The 26,662-nt window shown below is 39.9% G+C and carries 20 protein-coding genes and 1 riboswitch; all 20 genes read right to left on the bottom strand.

What is annotated here, in order from left to right:
• Position 1: 1 nt before the first annotated feature.
• The 20 genes from A3860_RS29650 to eno all read right to left on the bottom strand — a co-directional run bounded on the left by A3860_RS29650 (position 2) and on the right by eno (position 26,659).
• Positions 2-4,387, bottom strand: a complete 4,386-nt coding sequence (locus tag A3860_RS29650; protein ID WP_081153542.1) for a CusA/CzcA family heavy metal efflux RND transporter — start codon at positions 4,385-4,387, stop codon at positions 2-4.
• A 257-nt stretch (positions 4,388-4,644) separates the two neighbouring features.
• Entirely contained in the window at positions 4,645-4,968 is a 324-nt protein-coding gene (locus A3860_RS40700) for a DUF6660 family protein (RefSeq protein ID WP_143774322.1), read from the bottom strand.
• A 283-nt stretch (positions 4,969-5,251) separates the two neighbouring features.
• Positions 5,252-5,653: an HD domain-containing protein gene (locus A3860_RS29635; protein ID WP_081153538.1), complete on the bottom strand. Its 402-nt coding sequence runs from the start codon at positions 5,651-5,653 to the stop codon at positions 5,252-5,254.
• 431 nt (positions 5,654-6,084) lie between these two features.
• Positions 6,085-6,399: an EamA family transporter gene (locus A3860_RS29625; RefSeq protein ID WP_081153535.1), complete on the bottom strand. Its 315-nt coding sequence runs from the start codon at positions 6,397-6,399 to the stop codon at positions 6,085-6,087.
• 22 nt (positions 6,400-6,421) lie between these two features.
• Complete coding sequence (locus A3860_RS29620) at positions 6,422-7,123, bottom strand: phosphatase PAP2 family protein (protein WP_081153534.1); 702 nt, start codon at positions 7,121-7,123, stop codon at positions 6,422-6,424.
• A complete protein-coding gene (locus tag A3860_RS29615; protein WP_081153533.1) occupies positions 7,104-10,229 on the bottom strand; it encodes an efflux RND transporter permease subunit in 3,126 nt (1,041 codons plus the stop codon). Before A3860_RS29615 ends, A3860_RS29620 begins: the two co-directional genes overlap by 20 nt.
• Before the next feature lie 8 nt (positions 10,230-10,237).
• Complete coding sequence (locus tag A3860_RS29610) at positions 10,238-11,167, bottom strand: efflux RND transporter periplasmic adaptor subunit (protein WP_081153532.1); 930 nt, start codon at positions 11,165-11,167, stop codon at positions 10,238-10,240.
• 17 nt (positions 11,168-11,184) lie between these two features.
• The gene (locus A3860_RS29605) at positions 11,185-12,468 is read right to left on the bottom strand and encodes a TolC family protein (RefSeq protein ID WP_081153531.1); all 1,284 of its coding nucleotides are present in this window, start codon (positions 12,466-12,468) and stop codon (positions 11,185-11,187) included.
• 24 nt (positions 12,469-12,492) lie between these two features.
• A complete protein-coding gene (locus tag A3860_RS29600) occupies positions 12,493-13,536 on the bottom strand; it encodes a YncE family protein (RefSeq protein ID WP_081153529.1) in 1,044 nt (347 codons plus the stop codon).
• Positions 13,537-13,594: 58 nt separating this feature from the next.
• Positions 13,595-14,863: a sensor histidine kinase gene (locus A3860_RS29595; RefSeq protein ID WP_158085401.1), complete on the bottom strand. Its 1,269-nt coding sequence runs from the start codon at positions 14,861-14,863 to the stop codon at positions 13,595-13,597.
• Positions 14,860-15,534 (bottom strand): response regulator transcription factor, encoded by a 675-nt coding sequence (locus A3860_RS29590; protein ID WP_081153526.1) that lies wholly within the window; start codon positions 15,532-15,534, stop codon positions 14,860-14,862. Before A3860_RS29590 ends, A3860_RS29595 begins: the two co-directional genes overlap by 4 nt.
• Before the next feature lie 219 nt (positions 15,535-15,753).
• A complete protein-coding gene (locus A3860_RS29585) occupies positions 15,754-16,428 on the bottom strand; it encodes a response regulator transcription factor (RefSeq protein ID WP_081153525.1) in 675 nt (224 codons plus the stop codon).
• Positions 16,429-16,515: 87 nt separating this feature from the next.
• Positions 16,516-18,429: a DUF6062 family protein gene (locus A3860_RS29580; protein WP_081153524.1), complete on the bottom strand. Its 1,914-nt coding sequence runs from the start codon at positions 18,427-18,429 to the stop codon at positions 16,516-16,518.
• A 6-nt stretch (positions 18,430-18,435) separates the two neighbouring features.
• Positions 18,436-19,938: a MutS-related protein gene (locus A3860_RS29575; RefSeq protein WP_081153523.1), complete on the bottom strand. Its 1,503-nt coding sequence runs from the start codon at positions 19,936-19,938 to the stop codon at positions 18,436-18,438.
• Positions 19,935-21,458 carry a MutS-related protein gene (locus A3860_RS29570; protein ID WP_081153522.1) on the bottom strand — a complete coding sequence of 508 codons (1,524 nt, stop codon included), beginning with the start codon at positions 21,456-21,458 and terminating at the stop codon, positions 19,935-19,937. The genes A3860_RS29575 and A3860_RS29570 overlap by 4 nt, the downstream gene beginning before the upstream one ends.
• A gap of 27 nt (positions 21,459-21,485) precedes the next feature.
• Positions 21,486-21,953 carry a hypothetical protein gene (locus A3860_RS29565; RefSeq protein WP_081153520.1) on the bottom strand — a complete coding sequence of 156 codons (468 nt, stop codon included), beginning with the start codon at positions 21,951-21,953 and terminating at the stop codon, positions 21,486-21,488.
• A 284-nt stretch (positions 21,954-22,237) separates the two neighbouring features.
• A riboswitch (Fluoride riboswitch) is annotated at positions 22,238-22,307 on the bottom strand.
• Between the two features lie 73 nt (positions 22,308-22,380).
• Positions 22,381-24,048 (bottom strand): dynamin family protein, encoded by a 1,668-nt coding sequence (locus A3860_RS29560; protein WP_081153519.1) that lies wholly within the window; start codon positions 24,046-24,048, stop codon positions 22,381-22,383.
• Positions 24,041-24,832: a metallophosphoesterase family protein gene (locus A3860_RS29555; RefSeq protein ID WP_081153517.1), complete on the bottom strand. Its 792-nt coding sequence runs from the start codon at positions 24,830-24,832 to the stop codon at positions 24,041-24,043. Before A3860_RS29555 ends, A3860_RS29560 begins: the two co-directional genes overlap by 8 nt.
• A complete protein-coding gene (locus A3860_RS29550; protein ID WP_081153516.1) occupies positions 24,829-25,368 on the bottom strand; it encodes an inorganic diphosphatase in 540 nt (179 codons plus the stop codon). The genes A3860_RS29555 and A3860_RS29550 overlap by 4 nt, the downstream gene beginning before the upstream one ends.
• Positions 25,369-25,378: 10 nt before the next feature.
• The gene (eno, locus tag A3860_RS29545; RefSeq protein WP_081153515.1) at positions 25,379-26,659 is read right to left on the bottom strand and encodes a phosphopyruvate hydratase; all 1,281 of its coding nucleotides are present in this window, start codon (positions 26,657-26,659) and stop codon (positions 25,379-25,381) included.
• Positions 26,660-26,662 lie beyond the last annotated feature (3 nt).

Here is a 26,662-nt window from a genome sequence, read left to right as displayed (position 1 = left end):
ATTAATTTCCTCCCTGTAAATAATTTAACTGAATGATAGTTTGGTTATACTGGTTTAAAGCTGACAAGTATTGTAGCTTACTTTGAATCGAAAAACCAATACTTTGAATAAATTCGATATAGCCGATCTCGCCTTTACTATATGCTATCTGCGCCACCCGAATTTGTTCATCTGTCTGTTTTAAACCAATTGACTGGTAGTATTGAATGCTTTGTTGATATTTTTGGTATTCCTGTATCCAGGTAAGATATTCTGTTTGCAATTCCCTGGATGAATTCTGTAATTGTGTTTCTGCAATTGATACGCCTATTTTGCTGGCATTTATCCTTGCTTTATTGGCTCCATTAAACAAAGGAACACCTACACCTAACTGAAAGCCCGCTATCCTCGTGCCCGGAAAATATTCTCTATGAATTTTGGCAGGATTAAAACCAGAAATAACCAACTGATGACTGTAACCTACTGTCAATTCCGGTAACATTTTAGCCTTTTCCCACCGAACAGTGGAAGACTTTACCTGCACCTGTTGGCGGTAATAATCAAGCAATGGATGCTTATACAACGTTGTTGTATCCTGGCTAACATTCAATTCTAATACGGCTAATGTTGTAGTGTCTGCGATTTGTACCGGTTCAGATATATTTAGCAATTGCTGTATTACCAATTCATATACCTGCAAATCGGCCAATGCTCCTTTTTTCATTAATAACACTTCCTGATATTTGTTATCGGCAGTTAGTTTTTCAAGTTTGGAGGTTTCGCCGGTCTTAAAACGAACTGCCGCTTTTTCGGAAAAATTGCGATAAATGCTATCCTGATAATTCAGCAAGCGGATTTTTTCCAATCCATAGATATAATTGTAATAAGCCAGTTTTATTTCTCTGATCATTTCCGCTTCAGTCAAATCGCGCAGTTTATGTGCAAGTACAGTTTGCTGAGACAACATTTCTCTTTGCTTGCTATAATATCCCGGCCATGCGAAGTTTTGTGTAAAACCAATGGCATTATCAATATTGCCACCGCTGGTTGGGTCTTGCGTTATGGCCAAATTGGTTTTACCAGGGTCAAAAGCTGTTTTTTGTAAAACCTTATTCTGCTGCACTTCGAGAGATGCGGTCTTTAAGCGAAGATTCTGACGTTTTGCTATTGCAACCAGGCTATCAAGATTCATAGGTTTACTTTGCGCAATCGCAGAAGTTGGATAGAAAATTGAAAAACAAAATGCAATAACCAATATTACTGATACAGGGTGAAGGCTCATTTTTTTGTCCTTTTTAATTCGGGAGAAAAGAATGTATAAACAGGGGAGTACCAGTAAGGTTAGTAGGGTCGCTGTAAGCAAACCTCCGATCACTACAGTAGCTAATGGCTTTTGCACTTCTGCACCTGCGCTGGTAGAGAGTGCCATTGGCAAAAAACCGAGTGATGCTACAGATGCTGTCATGATCACCGGGCGTAACCGAACCTTTGTACCTTCTAAAACTCGTTGATAAATATCAGTTACTCCTTCCTGCTTCAATTGGTTAAAATATCCAATGAGCACAATGCCATTCAATACAGCTACCCCAAAAAGGGCAATAAAACCCACACCGGCTGAAATACTGAAAGGCATTCCCCTTAACCATAGCGCCAGTACACCACCAATAGCAGATAGTGGTACCGCTGTAAATATGAGCAGCATTTGTTTGGCGCTTCTAAAGGTGATGAATAACAGGAATAAAATCAATGCCAATGCCACAGGAACTGCTATTGATAATCTTTGTTTCGCTTCTTTCAGGTTTTGGAACTGCCCCCCATAAGTAATATAATATCCGGCGGGTAGCTTCAATTGATCATTCATTATGTTCTGAATATCTGAAACGGTTCTTTCCACGTCCCGGCCACGAACATTAAAACCTACATAAATCCTTCGTTTACCGTCTTCCCTGGAAACCTGCGCTGGCGCTTCTTTAAAAGTAATATTAGCTACCTGATTCAACGGCACCTTATTGCCGGAAGAAAGCGGAATAAAAAGACTTTCGATATTGATAATGTTTTCCCGCAGATCCCTTTGTAGCCTTACCACCATATCAAAGCGTTTTTCTCCTTCAAACACAACGCCTGCCACTTCTCCAGCAAAAGCCGTACGCAGCACTCGGTTAACATCACTGATGCTAAGACCGTATTGGGCCATTTTATCACGATTATACTCAACTACTATTTGGGGTAATCCTGTTACCTTTTCAACATAAGGTTCGCTTACTCCATTTACTGCTGAAATCAGCTTTGCAACCTTATTTGCCTGCTGTGCCAAAATATCCAGATCATCACCATAAATTTTTACAGCAACATCCTGTCTGATACCTGTCATTAACTCATTAAAGCGCATCTGCATTGGTTGCGTGATTTCTACATTTACGCCAGGCAGAACAGACAATGCTTCTTGCATTTTTTCCATCATTTCTTCACGGGTTTTGGCGCTTTTCCATTCTTCTTTTGGCTGCATGGCTACCATCATATCGCCTCTTTCCATTGGCATAGGATCAGTAGGAATTTCAGCACTACCGATACGGGTAACTACCTGTTTTACTTCAGGGAATTTCGTTTTTAAAATTTTTTCTGCTTTTGTAAATGATTCAACGGCTTGTGATAAGGATGCGCCCTGCATCATTGAAATTTCTACTGTTAGGTCTCCTTCTTCCAGTGTAGGAATAAACTCACCGCCCAGCCTGTTAAAAATGAATAAACTCATTACGAATAATGCCAGGGCAATTATTACAGTGGCCAACTTCCACCTTAATACTCCTTTTAATGCCGGTTCATACAACCGGTGGATAAAACTCATTATACGGTCAGAAATATTCTTTTTATGAGTTGTCTTTTTGCTAAGAAACAAGGCACTCATCATGGGCACATAAGTCAGTGAAAAAATAAAGGCACCAAGAATCGCAAATGCTACCGTTTGAGCCATTGGCCTAAACATTTTGCCTTCAATGCCCACTAAGGATAATAATGGCAGATAAACAATCAAAATAATGATTTGCCCAAATGCTGCCGAACGCATTAAGCGACTGGCGCTTTCAAAAACTTCTTTGTCCATCTGCGGTTTGGTAAGTCGAGGAATGCCTGTATGATGATGCTTGCTTTGAGAAATTCTATGTACCACGCTTTCAACAATAATCACCGCTCCATCTACTATCAAACCAAAATCAATAGCACCTAAGCTCATCAGGTTACCAGATACACCAAATAATTGCATCATGCTGAATGCAAAGAGCATGGAAAGCGGAATAACGGAAGCCACCAGCAAACCTGCTCTTAAATTACCCAGTAATAATATCAGTACAAATATTACTATCAGTCCTCCTTCAATCATGTTTCTTTTTACTGTACTGATCGTTCTTCCCACTAGTTCGGTACGGTCAATAAAGGGTTCTATTACTACACCTTCCGGTAAGGATTTTTGGATTTGCTTCATTCTTTCCTTAACGTTTCGTATTACCCTGCTAAAATTTTCGCCTTTTAGCATAAGCGTAATACCGGCCACCACTTCGCCTTCGCCATTTCGGGTTACAGCCCCATATCGGGTAGCGCTGCCCCATTGCACTTTGGCAATATCACGTATAAGTATAGGAATGCCGTTTACACTTTTTACCACTATCTTTTCAATATCTCCCAATGTTTTCACCTGCCCCGCCCCTCTTATAAAATAGGAGTTGTTACGCTGCTCAATGTAGGAGCCACCCGTATTTTCATTATTATTCTCCAGCGCCTCAAATATTTCTTTTATAGAAATATTTTGTGCATTGAGCCGTTCGTTATCCACTGCAACTTCATACTGCTTGACGTAACCACCCCATCCGCTTACTTCAGCCACGCCCTCGGTGCCTGCTAATTGAGTTCGTACAATCCAATCCTGCATGGTGCGTAAATCCATTGCGGAATACTTCTTTTCGTAACCAGGTTTTGTATGCAAAACATATTGATATATTTCACCTAAACCTGTAGTAATGGGTGCTAATGATGGATCGCCCATGCCTTTAGGAATTACCCTTTCTGCCTCTTTCAGCCGCTCGCCTACCTGTTGCCTGGCCCAGTACACATCCACATTGTCTTTGAAAACAAGGGTAATTACAGAAATGCCTGAACGGGAAATAGAGCGCTTTTCAACGACATCAGGAATATTTGACATTGCTAGTTCAATAGGAGCCGTTATGAATTGCTCCACTTCCTGAGCACCCAGGCTCGCGGCCTGTGTAATAATTTGCACCTGGTTATTGGTAATATCCGGTACAGCATCTATAGGTAATCTGGATAGTGAAACAATGCCCCAAACTATTAAAGCCAATGTTAAAATTCCAATAGCGAGCTTATTATTTATAGAAAACTGTATGATTTTATCGAACATAGGACTAATGTTTTGAAATATCCCGGTAGTATTTAATCATGATGCCTGCAATAGCCATTAGAATAAAAATGGTTAACAGGATTAGCATAATAAACCTTATAACCCGCATCCATTTGGGCTTTACAGGGTCTTTTACTTTGCTGTAAATCGCCGGTTTACGGGTTGATGACTTTGATTTAGCCATAACCACAAACTTTCAATATGATAATAAATAAATTGCTATTAGTGCATCGCCATGCACTGGTAAACCTGAAATATTAAGCAGCCAATTGAGGTGGTTGCCAAACGGGGAGAGCTATTTCAATAATATTTATAGGTAGATACGAAGTGAAATGCTGGCTGCATATTACTTCCAAAGCAGAAACAGAAGCAAAAGAATGGTTAATAGAAAAGCCTGCACAACATGCACACTGGCAAAAAGGAGAACAGTTGTCGTTATGATTTTTGTCCTTTTGCTGTGCAGGTGATTTTGAGATAATTGTATTCGCTTTAGCGCCTGTTGAAACAGCAGCATCATCTGCACAAGGCATCCAGCTTTGCATCAAGACAATTACGGCCATTATGAAGGCGAAAAATTTCATTGGTTGCAAATGTAATGCTTTATGTTGCAAAAATGATAGGCCGGAAGCCAGCAAAAAGGCACTAATGTTGCAAAATCAACTACATAGGATAGTTTTTCCTGATTTCGAAAACAATTGAAATTGAATAAAACCGCAAATTATACTAATTAAAAGCCAGGCAGGAGAACCTGCCCGGCAACACTTAAAATCTATATAAATTCAATGCCTTTTAAGTAAAAAACAAAGCAAATATTCAAATGGAAACCCATTAGTTCCCGCGACCATCTTACTTCCTCTGCCCTTTTCAAAAACTCGTACTTTTTTTCGGGGATAATCTCATTAAAAATATAGGCTTCAGTAAACGCTCACAATGCATATTTAGCGTCTGCTTATCGAATAATTCCTTATCAAAAGAAACTGAGCTTAATTTAGTTTCTTCCATAAACTGTTTGGTAGTAATTATAAAATGTTCGGTTCCCAAATGGTAAGTATCAGCGTCACAAATTATTTCTTCCAGAATATTTTTTGGATTCCTTGGCATCTTGGTAGCCATTATGCAATCCTCAATTTCATCTATCAACTCACTATCTCTGGTTAGCTTGATCAGTAATTCTCTCATAATTTCGACGCCCTTTTGTTCATGTTCATAACGACCAGCAAATAAGTATCCGGTATCATGAAACCACGCTGCTATAAATATTTCCACCAGCTACCTTTCACTCAAATTATAATGACCTGATATTTCTTTAGTTTTATCAACGGCATATTGCGTGTGTTTAAGAGTATGAAAGACTAACGTTGTATTTGATTTTTTTTCAAATAGTTGTGTTACATATTCCTGAACTTTTTTCCTGATTTTCTCATACATATAAATCACATTTTATTTTTAGCAAGCATAAATTCCAGAATAACTATAAGAAAAAAGAAAAATAGAAATGCTATCACAGCACTTTTAATTGATTCCAGGAAAACCCGTTTCCCTTTAAAGTGATGCTGATATTCATTATAAGTAATAAGATACGCTATGATGGCGGCAATTAACCCACCGGCAACTCCAACTAAAAGAAGAAAGATTAACCGCATAATCAACTCTTGTTTTACCCGCAGCGATTGAATTTGAAAATCCGGCTGCAACAATCATACAATTAATACAATTGTTCCTGCTATAATCAAAAGAGCTCCAATAGCAGTTTGAAAGTTAATCCTTTCACCTAAAAAAATAATAGATAATACAATTGTTAGCGCTACACTCAGTTTATCTACTGGTGCAACCTGAGATACCTTCCCAATTTGTAAAGCTTTAAAATAAAATATCCATGATAAACCGGTTGCAAGGCCAGAAATGACTAAGAAGATGAGATTCTGTTTTGACAATGTTGCGATTGCTTTTGATTCACCTCTTGCTAACACAATACCCCACATAGTGGAGAGTAAAGCGTATAACCACCACATAATTTATAAACTTTAAAAATAATTAAAGCAAAATAGCATGATTGCTGTTTTTTGCTCTACCCCATTTATAACGGTGTGTCCAATAAGCAAGTTTTGTAGATAAAATGCCTATGCCAGCTGCTACAAGTACATCACTTAAATAGTGCTTGTTATTAGCCATTCTGAAACCTCCAACAATGGATGCCAACCCATAAGAAAGATAGGGAACCCATTTATATCGATATCCATATTCTTCTGACAGTATGGCGGCAGCAGCAAAAGCCTGGGCAGTATGACCGGATGGAAAAGAGGTATAAGCGCTGCTGTCTGGCCGCAAAATATGGGAGGTATTCTTTAAAACAGTAACAGCAGCCATCATTACCAATTCACTCTTTAATAAGATCACCGACCTGTTTGAAATATCTGTTTTTGGTTTCATTCCTATTGCTTCCAAACCATAGGTTAATGCGATAGGTGAAAACTGAAGGTAGTCGTCTAATGAAGTTTTGAAACGGGGGATAATTTCATTTCGCTCTTCTACTAATTCATTTTTTATACTTTCTCTTCCATTTCCATTTGCGCCAAAACCAGCAATTATTAAAATTGAAGGGATAATGAGTTGCTTTTGGGTAAACCGAAGTGGTTTGACTTGATAAACACTATCTGTTTTTTGCGCCTTGATTTCTACACTATATAGAGAACAGCATAGTATGATGGTACTCAGTTTAAAAAAATGGCCTTTCATGATTAGAACTATTTATTTTGTTAAAATAGATCAGCCTTATGAAACTTGGAAACACAAATAGCAACAATGGAATGCCTGCAACAAATCCCCCAATAACAGCAATGGCTAATGGCTGCTGCATTTGCGCCCCCAAACCAATACCCAATGCTAATGGCATTAATGCTAAAATAGCTCCAAGGGCCGTCATTAATTTTGGCCGGATACGCAACGCAATGGCATATTTAATGGAATCATCCACATTGCCACCTGCTTTAAGATTAGCAAAAAATTGATTGACGGTAAAAATGGCATTTTCGGCAATAATGCCTACTATCATAATAATGCCGGTATAGCTGCCCACATTTAAAGGGATGCCGGTAAAATAAAGTGCAAGAATACAACCTGAAATCCCCAAGACCGAAATGAATAATATCAATAGGGAAATCAACCAATGCCTAAACAAAAATAATAATACGGCAAAAACCAATAAAGACGCGGCTATTAAAATGAGCAGTAATTCTTTGAATGAGTTCTGTTGTTCTGAATAGGCCCCTCCATAAGCAACAGTATACCCTTGTGGCAGCGCCAGATCTTTTGCAAACCTTTGTTGTATTTCTTTAATAGTACTTCCTAAATCGCGATTATTTAGTCGCGCCGTTAGCACTATGTCAGACTTTAAATCTTCCCGCTTCAACTCCGTCTCACCGCTTATGATCTGTACATCTGAGAAAAATGAAACAGGTTTGGTAGTCCCATCAGGCAGAAAGATGAGTTGACTTTTTATTTTCTCTAAACTGTTATTGCTAAAGTTAGTAAACCGCATTAGTATCCTTCTCATTTGTTCGCCATCCTGTATAGTCCCCACCTGTAGCCCTCCTGCCATAGCCAACTGTGCAGGATTTAGTACCGGCCCATTTGCATTTATTCCCAATGGGATACCTCCCGTGTAAGCAGTAAGCTGAGATTGAAAATCAGTCAGTGTTATGTTGAATTGCGCCAGCTTTTGTACATCAGGATGGAAAACAATGGAAGGCCCTGCCAACACCAAACCGTTCTCGATATCTGCTATACCTTTTATACTGTTTAAAATGTTTTCTGCCTGGTGGGCAAGGGATTCTAACTTATGCTGATCATCGCCAAAGATTTTTATTTCAATGGGACTAGGCGTATTCATTAAATCCCCCAACAAATCTGAAATCCGCTGGCCAAATGAAACATGTAATGAAGGCTGTGTGGCTTCTATTTTTTTTCGCAAATCATCGATAACATCAACCGTTTTATGCGTCCTGCTTTTCTTTAGTTGAATTGAATAGTCGCCATAATTTTGTGCCCGCGTTTTAAAGCCCATACCCATCCCTGTTCTACGGCTATAAGTTTCTACTTCAGGGTGATGTGTTAAAATTTGTTCAACCTCCCTGAGCATCCTGTCTGTTTCTTCCAGTGAAGTACCGCTGGGAGAATAATAATCCAGTACAATGGTTCCTTCATCCAGGTCGGGCAAAAATCCTGTTTCCAGTTTATCAGAAACATAATAGGCACCGCCAGCAAGAATCACCACGAACACAATGGCATATACAGGCTTATCAAAAAGCCATGTAAGCCAGCGCAGCTGATTGGTATTGAAGGAATGCTGTTGTATTTTTTTTGTATGTCGAAATCCCAGCGCCAGATGCAATACCGGTAATACAAACCAGGTTGCCAGGAAAGAACAGACTAAAACAATCTGCATGGTTGCCGATAATTCTTTGAAGAAACTACCAGCCAGGCCGCTCATTAACCGAAAAGGAATAAATATTACAATGGTTGATAAAGAGGAACCGATCATTGCCGGGAATAAGTCCCTGATAGCTTCCTTTACGATGGTGAAATTGTCTTTCTCAGGATGTTCTTCATGCGTTCTGTAAATCTGTTCTATTATTACAATGGCATCATCAATGATCAAGCCAATAGCAGCAGCAATACCACCCAATGACATAATGTTGATGGTTAATCCATTTACATACAATAATGTAATAGAGAAAGCTATCGTTACAGGAATTGTCAGCAGTACAACAAGACTCGCACGCCAGGAACGAAGGAAGATGATCATTACAAAAATAGCCAGTATCAATCCTTCATAAATTGTTTTGATTACACTATCAATGCTATCTCCAACGAAAGCCGACTGGTCATAATATGTTTTTAATTCTATTCCGGGAGGCAGGGCCTTTCTTACTTCCTCAGCCTTTGCCTTTACATTTCCCGCAAAGTCGATCAGGTTTATGCCCTGTTGTTTTACCAGGTCGATCAATACCGCATCATTGCCGTTGGCGTTTACAATCACAAACTCTTTTTGTTCCTGCAAATCAACACTAGCAATATCTTTTAGTGTAATGATGCGGTTGCCATCGTTTTTAATAATGATATCTTTCAATGCTTCAATATCATTCACTCTTGTTTCAGTGAGCGTTAAATACAACCTGTGGTAATCTGCCAGGTTGCCGTTTGATTCTACAAAATTGGTATTGTTAAAAACTGTTTTCAGGGAATTAGGCGTAATGCCCAGGGAAGACATTTTTACCGGGTCGGGAATTATTACATACTCTTTCACTTTGCCGCCTCTTACGACCACATTAGATATGCCCGGTACCTGTGAAAATAAGGGACGAACCAGCAGGTTGGCATTATCTTTTAACGCAATCAATCCTTTGGTTTTACTTTCCAAAGTATAGCCATAAACAGGGAACAAAGACTGGTTCATGGCTTCCGTTGAAATAATCACGCCGCTTGGAAGCATACCCTTTATTTCATTGATGCGGCTTTCAATCTGTGTTTTCGCAAAGTATATATCAATATCCCAATTGAAATAAACTTCAATCACACAACTGCCCCGGCTGGTACTGCTTTTAACCGTTGTAACACCTTTTACTCTTTTCACGGCACTTTCCAGAGGCTTGGTTACCGTGATCATCATTCGGTCAATAGGCTGCTGACCATTATCAGCAATCAATGTGATTTTTGGAAAGGTAACTTCCGGGAACAAGGCGGTTTGCATGCGGGTATAAGAAAAAATACCTACTGCGACCAGTACCAGTGCAATAAAAATGATGGGTTTGGAGAATATCTGGAAATAGTTTTGCTGCCTCATTATATTCTCTATTTGATAATTTTTACCAATGCTGTATCTGCTAATCCATAATTGCCTTCCGATAATATTCTGTCAGAAGTATTCAGCCGGGGTGATAGAATTTCGACTTCATTGATATTACGTATGCCCACTTTCACATCTGTTTTAATAGCCGTACTATCATTGATTAGCTTCATTATCCAGAAGTTCTTCATTAGTTCGTCGCTTAATACACATTCCTTTGACAATACCTGTGCATTAGGTTTGTAGCGGGTTGTTAATAAAACCGTTGCCACCAACCCTTCGGGAAGAAAAGTATTCTGTAGCGGTTTTACCAGATACATTTGGGTTTGCGCCGACGTGTTGAGTGAACTTAAAGGTTTAACAATATGTGCACGGAGCTGCGATCTATCAGGCAATACAATGGAACAAAGATTATTTCCCTGTACCAGCGAATGATATTCATAAGGTACATTCAGTTGAAAAGCCAGGTTGCCATTTTGTGTAATAGTACACAGCGGGTTACCCTCCATAATAAATTCACCCGTCTGTTGCCGGTCAATCGTAGTAACAATACCGCCGGCAGGCGCTTTGATAGTTATTTTACCAAAATCTTTTACGTTGCTGTCTTCACCAACTGCGTTATTGCCCAACGCATTCCTTTCCTTTGTTTCTAACTCGTATAAAACCTGTCCCTGATTTACTGCATCTCCATATTTTATATTGACACGGGAAATAAAGCCTGCAACGGGAGCATTTACTTGGCTACGCTGCAGGTAAACGGAGGTTGCCGTAAGCGTCACCTGCTGCTCCATGTTTTTGTTTTGCAGGGTTGTTACTTTAACCTGGGCAACCGGCTTTATTTCCGGGTCTGCATTTTGATCTCCATGGTGACAGGACATAAGGTATAAAATCACAAAAGAGAATAAAGAAAGATTTTTGTATGGATGCTTGCTCATCTGAAATAATTATTTAATTACCAGTTCCAGTAATTATAAGCATTGATTAATAGCTGTTGATTTGCCTGCATAAGGATATATTCCTTTTGCAGGGCCATGGCATTTTTAACGGTATTCAAATAATCAATTACGGATATTTGTCCTTTTGATAATTGCTGTTTATAGTTTTCCAATAACTTATCATATTCCCGCAACTGACTATCTGTAAGGCTGGTCCGTTCCCGTATCGCCTTCAACTCAATTAAAATGCTGTTTTTGCGAACAGTGTTTTGAGTAATAAAATTTTCCTTGTATGCCCCCGATGATTTAAGCAATACCTTAGTACGGCTGCGGGTTAGCTCTTTTTGCCTGCCATCAAATAAATTCCACGTAAGCCCGAACCCGGCGTTTACTCCAAAGCGGCGATACAGAGTAGAAATATTTACTGCCGTCAGCCCGGCATTGGCAAAAGCATTTACCTGGGGTTTATACCGGAGTTCAAAAACATTTTGGTGTGCAATAAGTAAGGCGCTGTCTAAACTAAATTGCTGCGTAAATGCCGAGTTTCCTTCATCAGGCTTAAGTTGCAGATCAATATTATTCAACAAATGATAGCTGGTATCGTTAATACCGCTAAGTATATTAAGGCCTAACAAATTTTTACGATAGGATGTCTGTGCCGTATTTAAGTTAATGACCTGGATCTGTAATTCAATATTCAATAAACTGAGATCAGATAATTTAAGCAAACTGGCATTTATCAGCTTTGTTACCAGCTCTTTTTGTTCCTGTAATAAAGCAATATATCTATTATAAAATTCAATTTGCCTGTTATCCTGGAGGCAAAAAATATATTGGTCGGTAACAATTTTTTCAATCTCATGACTGGTAAGACGGATATTATTTTCATTTACTTGTGTACCAATAATGGCTTCATCTGCAACTACTTTAAATTTTGACTGGTTAAATAATGGCTGGCTGATACCAACTACACCCTGATACAACCCACCATTGTTAGTCGAAACATCATAGCCAAAATACTTTTCCGGATTAGTCGGGTTTAATTCTAAAGTGGTTTTCCCGTTATCCTGCGATAATACGGGCGCCAGTAAATAGTTAGCTGTAAGGCCAACCTGTGGTTTAGTGTATACAGCCTTTAACCTTTCTATTTCAATCCGAGTAGCTTCACTTTGATTTTTATTACTTTTTAGGAGGGGGCTATTATCTTTTGCTGTTTGAATATAATCCTCCAAAGCATATTGTGCAGATAGCATGGATGAACAGCATACCAGCAATAAAATAAGGATTGACCTGTTAACCATCAACTACAATTATTTTTAAAAATTTCATTTGTTGGGTTCATACACGCGTAACTGCGCCGGTTGGTTTTCTGACTCTGGTACGGCAAGAAATAATTGATCTAGCATAGGCGAATACAGCGATGTGCCTGCCCCTTTTGCTGTTGTCATTTTATCAATCATCTCATAATGATCTGCATCCTTTTGTTTGATAACATCAATATATCCTTCTGCACAGGAAACATATATGAGTGACCGCTTGGCATCATAGTAAATACCATCGGCGTTTTTATTTATTGTAAAATCTGTTAGCGGTTTTCCGGTTTCAACAGCATACACAATAAACTTACCCGGTTCACAGGCAATAAAAAGGCGTTTATGTATTTGGTCAAAAGCCATGGGAACATTCTGGTTTGATTGCGTTACCGGCCAGGAAGCAACAACTTTTCCCACCTTTCGATCCACCACATCTATACAATTTTTGGAAGGAATATTTACATAAATTAATTTTTCATCTAGTTCAAACTGCTTTGGAAAATCAGATAAGGAGATTTCGGTTTCAATTTTATCTTTTGTAACATCTATAATCCCTATTGAACCAAATGTGTTACCTACTCCTACAAATAATTGGCGGGTAGCAGTATCATATCTGAGGTTATTGCATTTCTCTTTAAATGAAAATGATTTTACCGGTTTATATGATGCGCCGTCCAATACTGTAACCTTCCCATCGCCACCTGTAGAAACATAAATTCTGTTTGACTCCGGGCGATATACAACCCATTTAGGCTCATTGAAACCGGGGATACTCTGCAACGGTTTCCCTGCTTTTAAATCGATTACTTCCAGGCTATGGTTGTCTTCTGCCGATAAAAACAACCGTTGTCCCTTTACATCTGTGGCCATTAAATCAAAACCACCTTTTACCTTCGGAAGGCCAATAGTTGTTTTAAGTGTAAGTGCTTTAACGGCGGGGAGCATGGTACTGCTTTCAGCAGTTTTTGACTTACCCTGATTCGTGGCACATGAAATGATAAAAAAACAGAATATGAGGAAGAGGGTAAAGGCTGAAACCTCTTTAAGTTTGCCCATAGCAATAATTATTGGTGCCCGACAAAGGTGTTATCCGATTTAGAATATTTTTTGAATTTCAGAATTTCACGGAAAATACATGCCGATCCAAAACAAACCGGTAATGCACAACCCATCCGTACCGGTCGCAGATCTCTTTTACAATGGCAAGCCCCAAACCACTGTTATGTGCATCGGTTTGGCTATTTCCAAACCGTTTAAACAAACCGCCGGCGTCCAGGGCATGGGAACCTCCCGTATTAGAGACTTCCAACATCCTATCCTGCACCCTGATTTCAATAATACCCTTTTCTATATTGTGCCTGATGGCATTTAACAGCAGGTTATTCAACATTATTTCAGCCAGACCCTGGTTGGCTTGCAGGGCAATATCAGACTGGATAGACTGTTCAATGACCAATTCTTTTGGAGTGGCCTGTTCGGTGAAATAGGGAACTGACTGTTCAATCAGCTCATTCAGCCGGAAAGAGCTTACTTCGGTAAATTGGTTGTTCTCAATTTTTGCTAGTAACAAAAGATTTTTATTGATACGGGATAGTCTTGAAGCAGCCTCGTACAATGATTGAAGAATCACTGATTGGGCTTGTGTAAGTGATTTATCCTGCAACAATAAATCCAGTTTCGATTGAAACACCGCCAGTGGAGTCTGCAGCTCATGTGCCGCATTTTGCGTAAATTTTTTTTGTGATGTGTATGACCGCAAATTGCTCCGGATCAATTTATCAAGGCTTGCGTTTAGCTGGTCAAACTCTTTTATTTTAGTAACAGTAAATTGTGGCTGGTTGTGCTGCTCAAGATTGAATTGCTTTACTTTTTCCAACGTGTCATAAAATGGTTTCCAGAGACGATTTGATATAAACCGGGTAATAAAGAAAATAACCAGTAGCAATGAGAATAATATGCCCAGATAGAGGCGTATAATGGTTTTTATCAGGTCTTCAGATTCTACCAGGTTCAGTTGAATCATCAAGATATAAGGTTGATTCTCTATTTGCACTTTGGTATATAAAACTCTGTAAGGTTCCCATTCAGGTACCATTTCATCGAAGAATATTTCCTGAATAATCGAGTCTTTTGGTTTTGAGAGAACCGTATCGGGTAATATGCGAATATCGCGGTTGAATTTATTCCATACAGGTATATCATTAATGCGTAAAGAGCGAAGGTTGTTTGTTACAAATTCTTTTTTGCGCAGCAGGATGGCCTCATCCACATCGTCAGTGTAAAGCTTCTCCATCATCCAGTATAAAAATGGAATACTCAGCAGCAATATGATAGTGGCAAAGACGGTATAGTATAAAAGCGTTTTATTTAAAAGACGTTTCATTGTTCCCATTTATAGCCCATGCCATAGGCTGTTTTAATATAATCTGTACAACCTGCTTCGGAAAGCTTTTTTTTGAGATTCTTGATATGGGCATATACAAAATCATGGTTGTCCAGCATATCAGCCATATCTCCTGAAAGGTGTTCGGCCAGAGCGGCTTTGGAAATAACCCGGTTTTTATTGCCAATCAGGAAAACAAGCAGGTCAAATTCTTTTTTGGTAAGGGTTACCGGTTTATCTGATACCATCACCTTTTTGGCCGGTATGTCAATTTTTAGTTCATTTACCTGCAGGATGTTGCTGTTACCAAATTGTTTTCGCCTGATCACAGAATATATTCTGGCCCCCAGTTCGGATAAATGAAAAGGCTTTGCCAGGTAATCATCTGCTCCTGTATGTAAACCAGCTATTTTATCTTCCAATGAATCTTTTGCAGAAATAATAATCACCCCGTCCTGTTTTTGTAGCCTTTTAAGCTCTTCCAGTACCTTTAAGCCGTCCCCGCCCGGTAGCATCAGGTCAAGCAGTATACAATCATAGGAATAAATATCAATTTTTGAGATGGCGTCATCATAAGTAGCTGCCATTTCACACCGGTAATTTTCATCGGTGAGATAGGTGGCAATGCTTTGGGCCAGTTCCCTTTCATCTTCTATGATGAGGATTTTCATGGGCTGAAATTAAATTCAAAATTTGAATAAATTTCGAATTTGGGACTTATAGCCATATAAACAGGTTTTAGACGAATACCAACAACAATGGGATAATGATCGGACGCATGATACGTCTTTGCATGCATTAAAAATTTCAGCTCCTGCAGAAATAATATATTAGGATTTACCTCATTAATAATTTCTATACGCAGTTTATTTCGCTTGTGATGAGCTTTTTCATGACGCCCACTTGTAGCCTATGCCATAAGCTGTTTTAATATAATCTTTACAACCTGCATCCGCCAGTTTTCTTTTCAGGTTTTTAATGCGTTCGTAGACAAAATCGTCATTATTGAGCATATCCCACATATCCCCAAAAAGATGTTCTGCCAGTATACTTTTGGAAATCACCCTGTTTTTATTGCCAACAAAAAACAGCAGCAGGTCAAATTCTGTTTTGGTTAATGGCACAGGCTCGTCATTAACAGTTACTTTCTTTGTAAGCAGGTCAATTTCCAATTCATTCAATAATGCTTTGTTGGTATTCCCAAATTGTTTTCTGCGTATTACCGAATAAATCCTTGCTGAAAGTTCTGCCAGGTGAAAGGGTTTTGGCAGGTAATCATTGGCACCGATATTCAGCCCTTTTATTGTATCTTCTACTGAGTCTTTGGCAGAAATAATGATAACCCATTCCTCTTTATGTTGGCGCTTCAACTCTTCCAGCAATTTTAATCCGTCACCGCCGGGAAGCATGATATCTAGGAGGATGCAATCATAGGAGTACTGATCTATTTTTTCCAAAGCATTCTTAAGATTGAATGCAAATTCGCACAGGCAATTTTCATCCTTCAGGTATGCCATAATGCTTTTGGCAAGTTCCTCTTCATCTTCAATAATCAGAATTTTCATAGGATGAAATTAAATTCGAATATTGAAGAAATTTCGAATATTAGCCCTGTAAGCATTAATAACACTGCAAGAAAGCCAGGTAAAGTTTTAACGTATCTCTCCATCCTCTGCCCAGGGCATACATACACTTCTCTCTCCAACGATGCGTACAATAGTGCGCCGGTAGGCGTCCTGTTCATTGGTGTTTTGCAGGTATCGGCGCAGCGCATCCCGTTTCAAAACATAACTGCGCATATCTTCTGCATCGTGTTCAAAATGTAAAACGGCATGGGAAATAAGCCATTCCCCGATTTCGAGGGAAGAAGATGCATCGATGAGCATGCCTAAATGCCAGAGACATGCTCCCTCGGAATTGAGGTATTGCTGCCGGGCGCCGGCATCCCCGATAGCTGCTGCCAGTTGTTGAATGTATTTTTCCTCTGACTGCTGAAGCATCTTACAAACCTGGCAACTGCGGGAGTTGTTTACAAGGGCTTTTAGCAAATCGCCCTTTTCATGCAGGTGTTTGGCGGACTGCAACTTTCGTGCAACCTGTTCGGAGAGCCTGGCATATCCCACCGAAGCGCCCTGGGGCGAGGAAACAGCCAGCAACTGCCAGGTATGAAGCGGGCAAAAACCCAGTTCTGTAGCAAACTTCATTTGCGCCTGTTCATTTATGACAAGCTCGTATTGCCAGTGTGCAAAAAAATCAGAAGCGCGCTCTATAAGGTGTTGGCAAACCGGGCAACTCCTGGTTTGCAAATCGGCTTTTACATTGATGTTTCCGGTAGTGTCGATCGAAGCACCTTGGTTCGCGCCAGCAAATAATTTTCCCTGTTTATTTTCCTTTGCAGATGCAGGCAACGCAGGCGGAAGGTTTGCTTCCTCAATTTTTTTGCTTAATATCAAATTGTACAAGGATTCCAATTTAGCTTCCTCGTTGGCTAAAGTGGGTACAGCTTTATGGGGATTGAAGTGAATATTTAGCTTTTTCTCTTTCGCAATGCTAACAATCCTTTCCTGCAAATACGCTTCGGTGAAAATATTTTGCTGCCGTTCATTATCCAGTACTCTCAGGGTTTTCTGGGCTATGGCAGCCAGGAAAACAGTTGATTTTTCCTGTGTCAAAAATGCGGCCAGCGCATCTTCCAATTCCTTAAGCCCGCTTTTTTCATAAACATCTGCATTGCCGGAGGTGCCGGCCTCCAGGGCCAGTTTTGAAGAAACCGGGAAAATCTTTATCATATCGCTTTCCGTTTCCCTGCTGATTGTTTGCGTTACAAATCGGATGACTTCATCCCGCTCAACTTCTGTTACAAGATCAATTTTGTTAATTATAAAAAAAATCCGGTCTACGTATTCCTTAATTTTTTGAAGAAATTCCAGTTCTACGCTTGTCATGGGCATATCAGCCCCGGTTACAAAAAGAACCGCATCGCACTCGGGTAAAAAATTGTAAGTGGTAGCTGTGTTAGCCAGGATGGCCGATCCCACACCCGGCGTATCCACAAATTCAATTCCATAGCGCAGAAAAGGCACAGGCAATTCAAGGTGGACATTATCGATCTTCTTCTCATTATTGGGATTGCCTTTTTCAGTTACGTAATCTGGCAGTTCAATTACCGGTGCTTCAGCCGGGAATAGCTGGTTGGGTCGGTTCACAATGAGTCGTTCTGCAGGCCCGTATTTGAGAATGGTAATGGCCGAAGTAAGTGGTAATACACCTGTGGGCAGTATTTCGCGGCTTATTATAGCGTTCATCAGCGAACTTTTACCTCGTTTAAACTGGCCAAGCACAGCTAATGTGAAGCGATCTTCTGCCAGTTTCACTGTGAGTTCCTCACACTCATTTTCAGCATGTTCACGCCCCAGCACTTTCAATGCCAGCCGTATATTGCGTAGCAGGTCTGCCAGTTGCAGCTTAACCTGGGTGTACGAACGCAATTTCTCCAGGTCAGGACTAGCACCTGGTTCCAAAGGGAAAGAATCTCCAGGTATAATATGGTCACTATCAGATTTCATTTTTATTCAGGTTTCTTCAAACACTTTATAATACACATCTTTACCATAACTTGTCTGGAGTGGTTCCGCCACTTTTAATTTAAAAGTTCTCGTTGTATCGGTTTGCCGTTCAGCCCTAAGAAAAATGGCTTTATCCTCTTTGTTGTTATTGTAAAAATTATGGGCAAATTGATACAGGTGGGTAACATAAAAAACCTTCAGGTTCTTTTCCTGCAAAGCAGTAACGATCTGCCGGGCAATTTCCGATCCTTCCCTTTCGTTGGTTGCCGCAAATGATTCATTAAAGAGTAAGAGTGAATCGCCGGTTATTTGACCCGCAATGTCACTCATCCTGCTTAATTCTTCATCCAGTTTACCACTATTCATAGTGGTATCTTCTTCTCTCTTAAAATGTGTAAACAGGCTGTTGCAAAGGTTAGCCTGAAAATTTTCAGCCGGTACAAACATCCCGCTTTGCATCATTAGTTGCGCTACGCCGATGCTCCTTAGAAAAGTGGATTTACCTCCCTGATTAGCTCCTGTAATAATCACCAGGTTTTTGTTAAGCACATTTATTTCGTTCCCTATAATTCTTTTGCCCATTTTTAAAGCCAGACACGGATCATACAAATCCTTAAATGCATGTTTTCTTTCCATGTGTGTTATAGGTTCGGGAATGCAAACCGGCGCCTGCATTTTCGCAAGCTGTTCATGCAAGTTGAGGCAGCCAATATAAAATGCCAGTTCAGTTTTTAACAATTTGAAAAAATGAAGGATATGGTCATTTGATTGGGCCAGCGCATTGGCCACCAGGTTAATGCCTTCGTTCGTTAATTCCGACAAAGCTCTTGCGCCACCTACATCTCTTGGGTGAATATTAAACGTATATATATGCTCCTTCTTCGCAAAAAGCCGCTGCCACCAGCTTTTCCTTTTGCCATGATACTGGTGCAGCCTGGGATGGATGCCCTTGTTTCCGTTGCCCATTTCATAACTGATCAAAATTCCATCCCGAAACTTCAGCGATTCCAGATTGGTATTAATTTCTTCAAAATAGGTATCGCTTAGCTCCTTTTGCAGCATGGTGAAAAACCGGTTGAATCCATCTGATTGGAATTTATTTACATGCTCATCGGCTACCTGCCGCAATTGCTTTAAGATATCCGAAAATATTTCCATGAGCCCGATTGCATCTGATAAAATCGAAGAGGGATATTTTGAAAAGACGCCGAACCAGCCGATTTTCCGGCTTTCCAGGGCGCCTTCTGTTATATCATATAATAACCTGATAACAGAAGGATTTTTTAAACAGTCCTGTATAATGCCCTGCCTGTAAATTATGGTGTCAAGGTCATTGGTTATTCCGGTAAGGATTGTTTTCATTGCTACTTCCAGCAAAAATTCATCCGAGCCGGCCATTGCGTTCAATAATATATTTAATTCCAGATCCTGCATTAGCTCTTTTTCATTCCAGGGCAATGGTGCTTTCAGATCAAAATCGCGGTTTTCATATAGCAGCAGTACTTTCATAATTTAATCCGGTTTCGTAAGGCACTATATGTAACGTGATATTTTTCGGCTATAGACAATGCAAAGGCCAATCCGTCGGCAGGTTTTCTTTCGATTTTAAAAGTTCGAATCGTGGAGTTATCCGGTTCTACCGTACTAACCACACTTACGGTTTTTTCACTAAAGGATAGCAATTCGTCAATAAAGGTTACCCAAACACATAACACATCTAACCTGTCAATTTTTTCCATTAATTTTTTGCTCAGAAATACGGCGTCCTGTAAAGTGGTAGAGGAAAGTATTTCATTCATAATGATAATACTGTTAGTAGTAGCCTGTTGCACGATGTTGTGTATCCTGATCAAATCATCTTCCAGTTTGCTTCTGAGGTTGGTTATATTTTCCTGCTTTTCAAAATGGGTGAACAACCTGTCGAACAAAAATAGTTTTGCTTCCCTGCCCGGAACCAGGCATCCAAGAGCAGCCAGGAAATGTAACTGTCCGAAAGTGCGGGCAAACGTAGTTTTACCGCCCTGGTTCGGTCCGCTTACAATAAATATGCGTTCTTCATTTTTAAGATAGAAATCATTACAAACTATAGGCTTGTTTTCTTTAACAAGTTTGTAAGCCAGGGCCACATCAAAACCTTCATGGCTATAAATATTTTTGTTATTGCTGGTAATTTCGGGATAGCTGAACGACAATCCGGATTGTTTCAATTTCGAGATAAATTCCAACCAGGCAATATAAAACTGGATTTCCCTGTCAAAGGTGATTATTGTTTCATCTTGAAAGTCGGCATATTTGGTACAGAAGTCACTCAACTGCTGAAATACCAGGGGGTACAACTGTGCTACTCCTTCCAGTATGGATGCCTCCACATGGTTCATCTGAAGATTTGGAGTAAATTTCATGCTGTAATCTTTTATTGCCTCGCGCTTGAACTTCTCAAAGGTGCGCTCTACTTCCGCGCTGTAGTCTGTTTCTTCCCTGTAGCTGGCGACCTGCACCTTTAGTTCCTTTGCGAGCACACAATATTTTATCGAGGAAAGATCCGTTAATAATTTTTGGGTATCATTGAAGAGCGACGTAAAGACGGGAGATTGTATATAGCGTACCAGGTATTCCCGAAAGGCCAGCAAACCTGAAGATTTTATATTCATAGGTGCCAAATCCCCAGACAGTGAATGAATAGCAGTGCTATAGGTATTAACAGCATCCAAAAGGAACCTTTCATCCTGGTATTTGTAGTTATTAGCTTTGGGGTTGGGTAGTTGTTGGCGCATGGCATACATTCTTGTAGCAAAGGCCGTCAGGCAGTTAAACAGCTCATCCTTTTCCATGTCTTTCATTGTTTCCTGGCGATACACAATCGCTTCCGGGTCACGCAAACAAGTATTAAAAAAGGGTTTTAGGTTATACTGTTCTTTTCCATGAATAACCGTATTGATTACCTGTACCAGGTTCAGGTCAACAAAAAATGCCGGTGTTTCACTGATAAGCGCTGTTTTATTTTTGAATAAAATGCTGCTGAATGCCATAAAAATTTCCTCTCCACTTTTTTTACGCTAATTATTGTAAATCCATTTGTTGGCAATTTCATCAAACCAAAAACAGATAATCCGGTTAAGATTATCATATGAGCTTACATAACGCACACTAACATCTGATACACCGGCCCATATATCGGAATGAATATCATAACATAAAAAATGATGGTATGTCGTTCCATTGTTTGTGTCACCCAAAAAAATATCGTCATTTGGTTCAGGCAATCTATGAGCAGAGACACGATTACTATTAAAATGATGTTGCGGTTCCATGAGGTTTAATACTTCCTCATTTTCAATGTCAATAGCAATTTCCAATTTTGCATCCTCTCCAAATATGCCTTTTATCAACAAAAAGTTATATTTTTCATCATGTAGCTCTTTAGTATTTTGAAGTTTTAAAAACTGATAAAATTCATTTTGAGGGAATACATAACACATTTTTACCTGTTCGTATACGAGATTCATGCCGGCAGCATGATACATGTTAACAATATGGCTGTTAATAGTACTAAAGTAAAATTTGAAACTCAGTAGCCGGTATGGTATACCGACCGGTCGTATTATTTCTACTGATTTAACCATGGCGTACCTCCTTCTCATGAAAAAAAATACTGCTGGTTTTGATACTTATCAGAACAGCAATAATTGAAGGAGAATACTTTTTAGCATAGTGCGTAAAAAAATAGCGGAGAAAGCGACTTAAACAATTACCTGTTCCTGTTAATGTAAAACCCCTGGTCATAGTTTGTAGTTTAATCATTTTAAACCATGAAACAGGAGTCATTAGCCACGCGTGGAAAGTGGCGCTCAAAGGCGAACTCCATCGCCTATTGATTACTAATTTACGCCTTTTTATGCAGCAAAAACTGTTCATTTATTTAACAAGATGTTATTTTAGTGGGTTTGTCATCTATACGGCAGGTAGTTTAATCGCTTCCAGTTCAACCAGATTATTCCTTAATCGTCCAATTTCAGCATCCAACGAACGTTCTGTTTGGTTTTTTAACCGGATGGCGTCTTCGATAATTGACTCTATAGTTTGCAGTAATTCACTAAACCGGTTATTGAGGTCGTAATTAAATTTCCGGAAGGATTCCTGGATTTTGTACTGCAAATCATAAATGATAGCCGATGTATTGCGAATGACCACTTCATTATAGTGTTTTTGAAGTCCTTTCAATAGTTGCTTTTTCCGGATGGAGGCAGGCAGCAATTTATATAAAAGGGATTTGTTATAGGTGCCATTTACATGGTCACTGCTGAGCGTCAGATAAAAGGAAGTATAAATATCGAGGTCGAATTTGTCGGCAATCATGTCAAAACTGATTCCCATTAATGCGGTAAGATGGTGGGCAAGCTCGTTCAGAAAACTTTGCGACCGGTTACTGTATTGAGTAAGCAGGCTTTTAAACTGCTCACGGCTCGCCTGCTCCATTGATCGTTTTATTTCGTCAAATTCATTAAGGATATATTGATCAAGTTCAGTGTGAAGATGGTTTACAGACTCGTCTTTATTAATTGCTTCGGATAGTCTTTCATTTACCCGGGATTTTATCGTTTTGGAAGCATCGTTAACGGTAATATGTATCTGGTCCTGCATCAACCGGATTCTACTGTTAATAATACTGGCAAATTCGTCTTTCTGCATCTGCATCAGTTGAATGGACGCCTGCAATTGTGACCGGCGTTGTTCCAGTTCGGTTAATGGCATAGTGAGTGCATCGAACTTTAACTGCAATTGCATCTGTAATTCCTTATGCAGCCAGTTATATTGTCTGCTAATCGACTCCTGCATTATGGCACCTTTCTCGTGAACGGCCATGTTTTCAATCAATCTATGTAGCCATACAATACGGTTATGTGGTTGCCGGGCAGATACCAAAAACAGTTGCGGGCTTATTGATGTACCCTGTAATAAGCCTGAAAGGATACCTTCGTTATGTGCTACTATCTTTTTCAGATCATCCTCCGGCAAAAGGTCAATCTTATTGAGTACTACTATAATTCTGGGAACAACTGATTTTAATTCGCTGAGAAAATCTATTTCTGTTTTTGAAATGGGCCAGTCGGCGCTCAAAACAACTATCGCCGCATCAATTTTGGGAATGAATTGTAAGGTGGCTGCCGTATTGTGCTCAAAAGCAGACCCCAAACCTGGTGTATCAACGAGGGTAGCAATTTTCAACAACGGGGCATCACAATATATACGTACTACCTCTACCTCTTTTTCATTGGCCGCATTTTGCTCTTCGCTAACATAAAGGCTCAATTCTTCTATTGCTTTTTGCTGCCGGTGACCATCCTTATATTGAATTTCGATGAATGGCGCTGAAGTGGTAAATTCCAGTAAAGTAACAATGGCGGTTACAGGAGTAACTCCAACGGGTAGCAAATCCTTTCCCAATAATGCATTAATAAGGGATGACTTACCTCTTTTAAATAATCCCAGCACCACAATGTATAGTCTCTCCGTTTTTATTTTTTCCTGTAACCGGGATATCTCGCTGGTCAACTCCCTGCCGGCAATACCATTTGCCAGCAACTGTATTTTTTCTAACAGATTACCGAATTTATCCATGATTATAGGCTTTCTGACCTTTTCTTAGGAACTGGTCATAGGCATCGGATAATCCAATACTTTTTATATGCTCAATTACAGCGTCTGTATCGTAGGTTACATAATGGAAATCGGCAAAAATAGAATTGGGATCAGTTAATTCCATTCTTTCGTGGATGGTTAAAATAACATAGCAAGCCCTGTTATTGCCATGTTTTGGCTTGCCAACAGAACCGGCATTGATGAGGTGCCTGTATATTTTTTCATTTTCCCGTTCAGCATAAATGCTTCTGCAAAAGGGAATATGTGTATGCCCCATCAAAAGTATATCAGCTCCCACATCATCGAGCAATTCCAGCATGGTACTATCTTTAAGGTTAGACATTACATATTCATTGTTACTTAAAGGACTTCCATGCACCATTACCAATTTTACAGGATGAAATGGAAAACGAAATTGCAACTGAATGGAAAAAGGAAGGTTTTTAAGAAAACGCCGGTTTTCGTCTGTTATATGTTGATTGACTATAGCAATCGACTGTAAACCAAATTCACGCTCGGCTTCAGTTTTGTAGGAAAAAGGGAACTGACTTTTATTATACCCGATACCTTCATCATGATTGCCCTGTATACATGTAATACCATGCTTCCTGATCAGGTCAATCACTTCATTATCCCACCCTGCAAAGTTAACCAGGTCGCCCAGGCAATAAATATCATCAGGTTGGTGCCTGCCGATATCTTCCATAACGGCCTGCAAGGCAGGTAGATTCCCATGTATGTCGCTGATAATAGCAACTTTCATAAACCGATTTTTTCTTTATACAGCTCCATACTCCTGACTATGCATTCTCTGGCCTTTTCACGCCCGTACATGTTACCTACCTGTACTTTCTTTTTTTCAAGCACCTTATATACTTCAAAAAAATGTTTCAGTTCCTCCATATGATAGGATGGTATATCATCCAGGTCGCTTACATGATGATAAGCCGGGTCGTGTGCAGCGACTGCCAATATCTTATCATCCATACCATTTTCATCTTCCATGTGCATAATGCCTATAACCGTTGCATCCACAACACAAAGCGGTGTTACCTCGATAGAACAAAACACCAGTATGTCCAATGGATCGCCATCATCAAAGTAGGTTTGCGGAACAAGCCCATAATTGAGGGGATAAAACATCGCGGAATAGAGTACCCGGTCTAACCTGAGTAACCCTGATGGTTTATCGAGTTCATACTTCATGCGTGAACCTTTGGGTATTTCAATAACAGCCTTTACAACATCGGGTGCTCTATCTCCAATGGAAATATGCCAGGGATGTTTTATTGTAATCATATTAAAGGCACTATTTGTTTTTAAATGCTTTTATTCCCTGGAATTTCGCAGCGATTCCCAATTCTTCTTCTATTCGCAATAGCTGGTTGAACTTGGCAATGCGTTCACTACGACAGCCACTCCCTGTTTTGATATGACCGGCGCTGGTAGCAACAGCCAGATCGGCAATAGTTGTATCTTCTGTTTCACCGCTGCGGTGTGATATAAAACAGTTGTACCCGTGCTGGTAAGCCAGATCAATAGTCTCCAGGGTTTCGCTGACCGTACCAATCTGGTTTAATTTTATCAGAATGGAATTGGCTACGCCCTGTTTTATGCCCTTTATAAGAATACCAGGATTGGTACAAAAAATATCATCGCCTACCAGTTCAATCGTGCCCCCCAACTGTTTTGTCATGATTTCCCATCCTTCCCAGTCGTTCTCAGCCATACCATCCTCCAGCAAAACGATCGGATACTGGCTGATCCATTTTGCCCAAATATCAAGTAACTGCTGCGATGAAATTTTTTCCTGTGTAGATTTAAAGAACACATATTGCCCATCTTCCCACATTTCACTGGTAGCAGGATCGAGGCAAACTGAAATATCTTCACCTGGTTTGTACCCAGCCTTTACAATAGCTTCCAGAATCACTTCCACGGCTTCTTCATTGGATTTCAGGTTGGGGGCAAATCCTCCTTCATCACCTACGCCTGTGAAATAACCCTTTTTATTAAGAATGCTTTTGAGCGAATGGAAAGTTTCTTCGCCCATCCTTATTGCTTCCCTGAACGATGGTGCATTGTGCGGTGCGATCATAAATTCCTGGAAGTCTACATTATTATCGGCATGCCGGCCTCCATTGATGACATTCATACAGGGTACCGGCATTACATACTCGTTTGCATCCTTTAATTGACGGTACAAAGGAATATTTCTAAGCAGGGCCATTGCTTTGGCATAAGCCATAGAAACGGCCAGGATAGCGTTCGCCCCAAGTTTTGATTTATTGGGCGTTCCATCCAGCTCAATCATGTGGTTGTCCAGTTCCATCTGGCTACCGATACTTTTACCTTTTAAATGAGCGGCAATAATGCTGTTCACATTATTAACTGCTTGTACAACGCCTTTGCCATTATACCGTTTTAAATCACCATCTCTTAATTCAACAGCCTCCTTTTCGCCGGTACTGGCGCCCGATGGCACAATGGCCTTGCCGGTACAATTTTCATTAATTGTCAGTTCTGCTTCAACGGTTGGATTGCCTCTTGAATCCAATACTTCCCTTGCATGGATCTTTGTAATCTTCATAAT

It is taken from the genome of Niastella vici (assembly GCF_002077945.1).
Taxonomy (GTDB): domain Bacteria; phylum Bacteroidota; class Bacteroidia; order Chitinophagales; family Chitinophagaceae; genus Niastella; species Niastella vici.
The sequence above is the reverse complement of the archived record's forward strand: the minus strand, read 5'-3'. Positions and strand labels throughout refer to the sequence as shown.

Excerpts from the sequence above, each read along its gene's own strand:
- A3860_RS29590 (WP_081153526.1), bottom strand. The coding sequence starts at position 15,534 with ATGAAAATCCTCATCATAGAAGATGAAAGGGAACTGGCCCAAAGCATT.
- A3860_RS29605 (WP_081153531.1), bottom strand. The coding sequence starts at position 12,468 with ATGGTTAACAGGTCAATCCTTATTTTATTGCTGGTATGCTGTTCATCC.
- eno (WP_081153515.1), bottom strand. The coding sequence starts at position 26,659 with ATGAAGATTACAAAGATCCATGCAAGGGAAGTATTGGATTCAAGAGGC.
- A3860_RS40700 (WP_143774322.1), bottom strand. The coding sequence starts at position 4,968 with ATGAAATTTTTCGCCTTCATAATGGCCGTAATTGTCTTGATGCAAAGC.
- A3860_RS29610 (WP_081153532.1), bottom strand. The coding sequence starts at position 11,167 with ATGAGCAAGCATCCATACAAAAATCTTTCTTTATTCTCTTTTGTGATT.
- A3860_RS29575 (WP_081153523.1), bottom strand. The coding sequence starts at position 19,938 with ATGAAAGTACTGCTGCTATATGAAAACCGCGATTTTGATCTGAAAGCA.
- A3860_RS29615 (WP_081153533.1), bottom strand. The coding sequence starts at position 10,229 with ATGAGGCAGCAAAACTATTTCCAGATATTCTCCAAACCCATCATTTTT.
- A3860_RS29565 (WP_081153520.1), bottom strand. The coding sequence starts at position 21,953 with ATGTATCATGCTGCCGGCATGAATCTCGTATACGAACAGGTAAAAATG.
- A3860_RS29555 (WP_081153517.1), bottom strand. The coding sequence starts at position 24,832 with ATGAAAGTTGCTATTATCAGCGACATACATGGGAATCTACCTGCCTTG.
- A3860_RS29600 (WP_081153529.1), bottom strand. The coding sequence starts at position 13,536 with ATGGGCAAACTTAAAGAGGTTTCAGCCTTTACCCTCTTCCTCATATTC.
- A3860_RS29550 (WP_081153516.1), bottom strand. The coding sequence starts at position 25,368 with ATGATTACAATAAAACATCCCTGGCATATTTCCATTGGAGATAGAGCA.
- A3860_RS29625 (WP_081153535.1), bottom strand. The coding sequence starts at position 6,399 with ATGTGGTGGTTATACGCTTTACTCTCCACTATGTGGGGTATTGTGTTA.
- A3860_RS29650 (WP_081153542.1), bottom strand. The coding sequence starts at position 4,387 with ATGTTCGATAAAATCATACAGTTTTCTATAAATAATAAGCTCGCTATT.
- A3860_RS29580 (WP_081153524.1), bottom strand. The coding sequence starts at position 18,429 with ATGAAATCTGATAGTGACCATATTATACCTGGAGATTCTTTCCCTTTG.
- A3860_RS29595 (WP_158085401.1), bottom strand. The coding sequence starts at position 14,863 with ATGAAACGTCTTTTAAATAAAACGCTTTTATACTATACCGTCTTTGCC.
- A3860_RS29620 (WP_081153534.1), bottom strand. The coding sequence starts at position 7,123 with ATGAAAGGCCATTTTTTTAAACTGAGTACCATCATACTATGCTGTTCT.
- A3860_RS29585 (WP_081153525.1), bottom strand. The coding sequence starts at position 16,428 with ATGAAAATTCTGATTATTGAAGATGAAGAGGAACTTGCCAAAAGCATT.
- A3860_RS29570 (WP_081153522.1), bottom strand. The coding sequence starts at position 21,458 with ATGGCATTCAGCAGCATTTTATTCAAAAATAAAACAGCGCTTATCAGT.
- A3860_RS29560 (WP_081153519.1), bottom strand. The coding sequence starts at position 24,048 with ATGGATAAATTCGGTAATCTGTTAGAAAAAATACAGTTGCTGGCAAAT.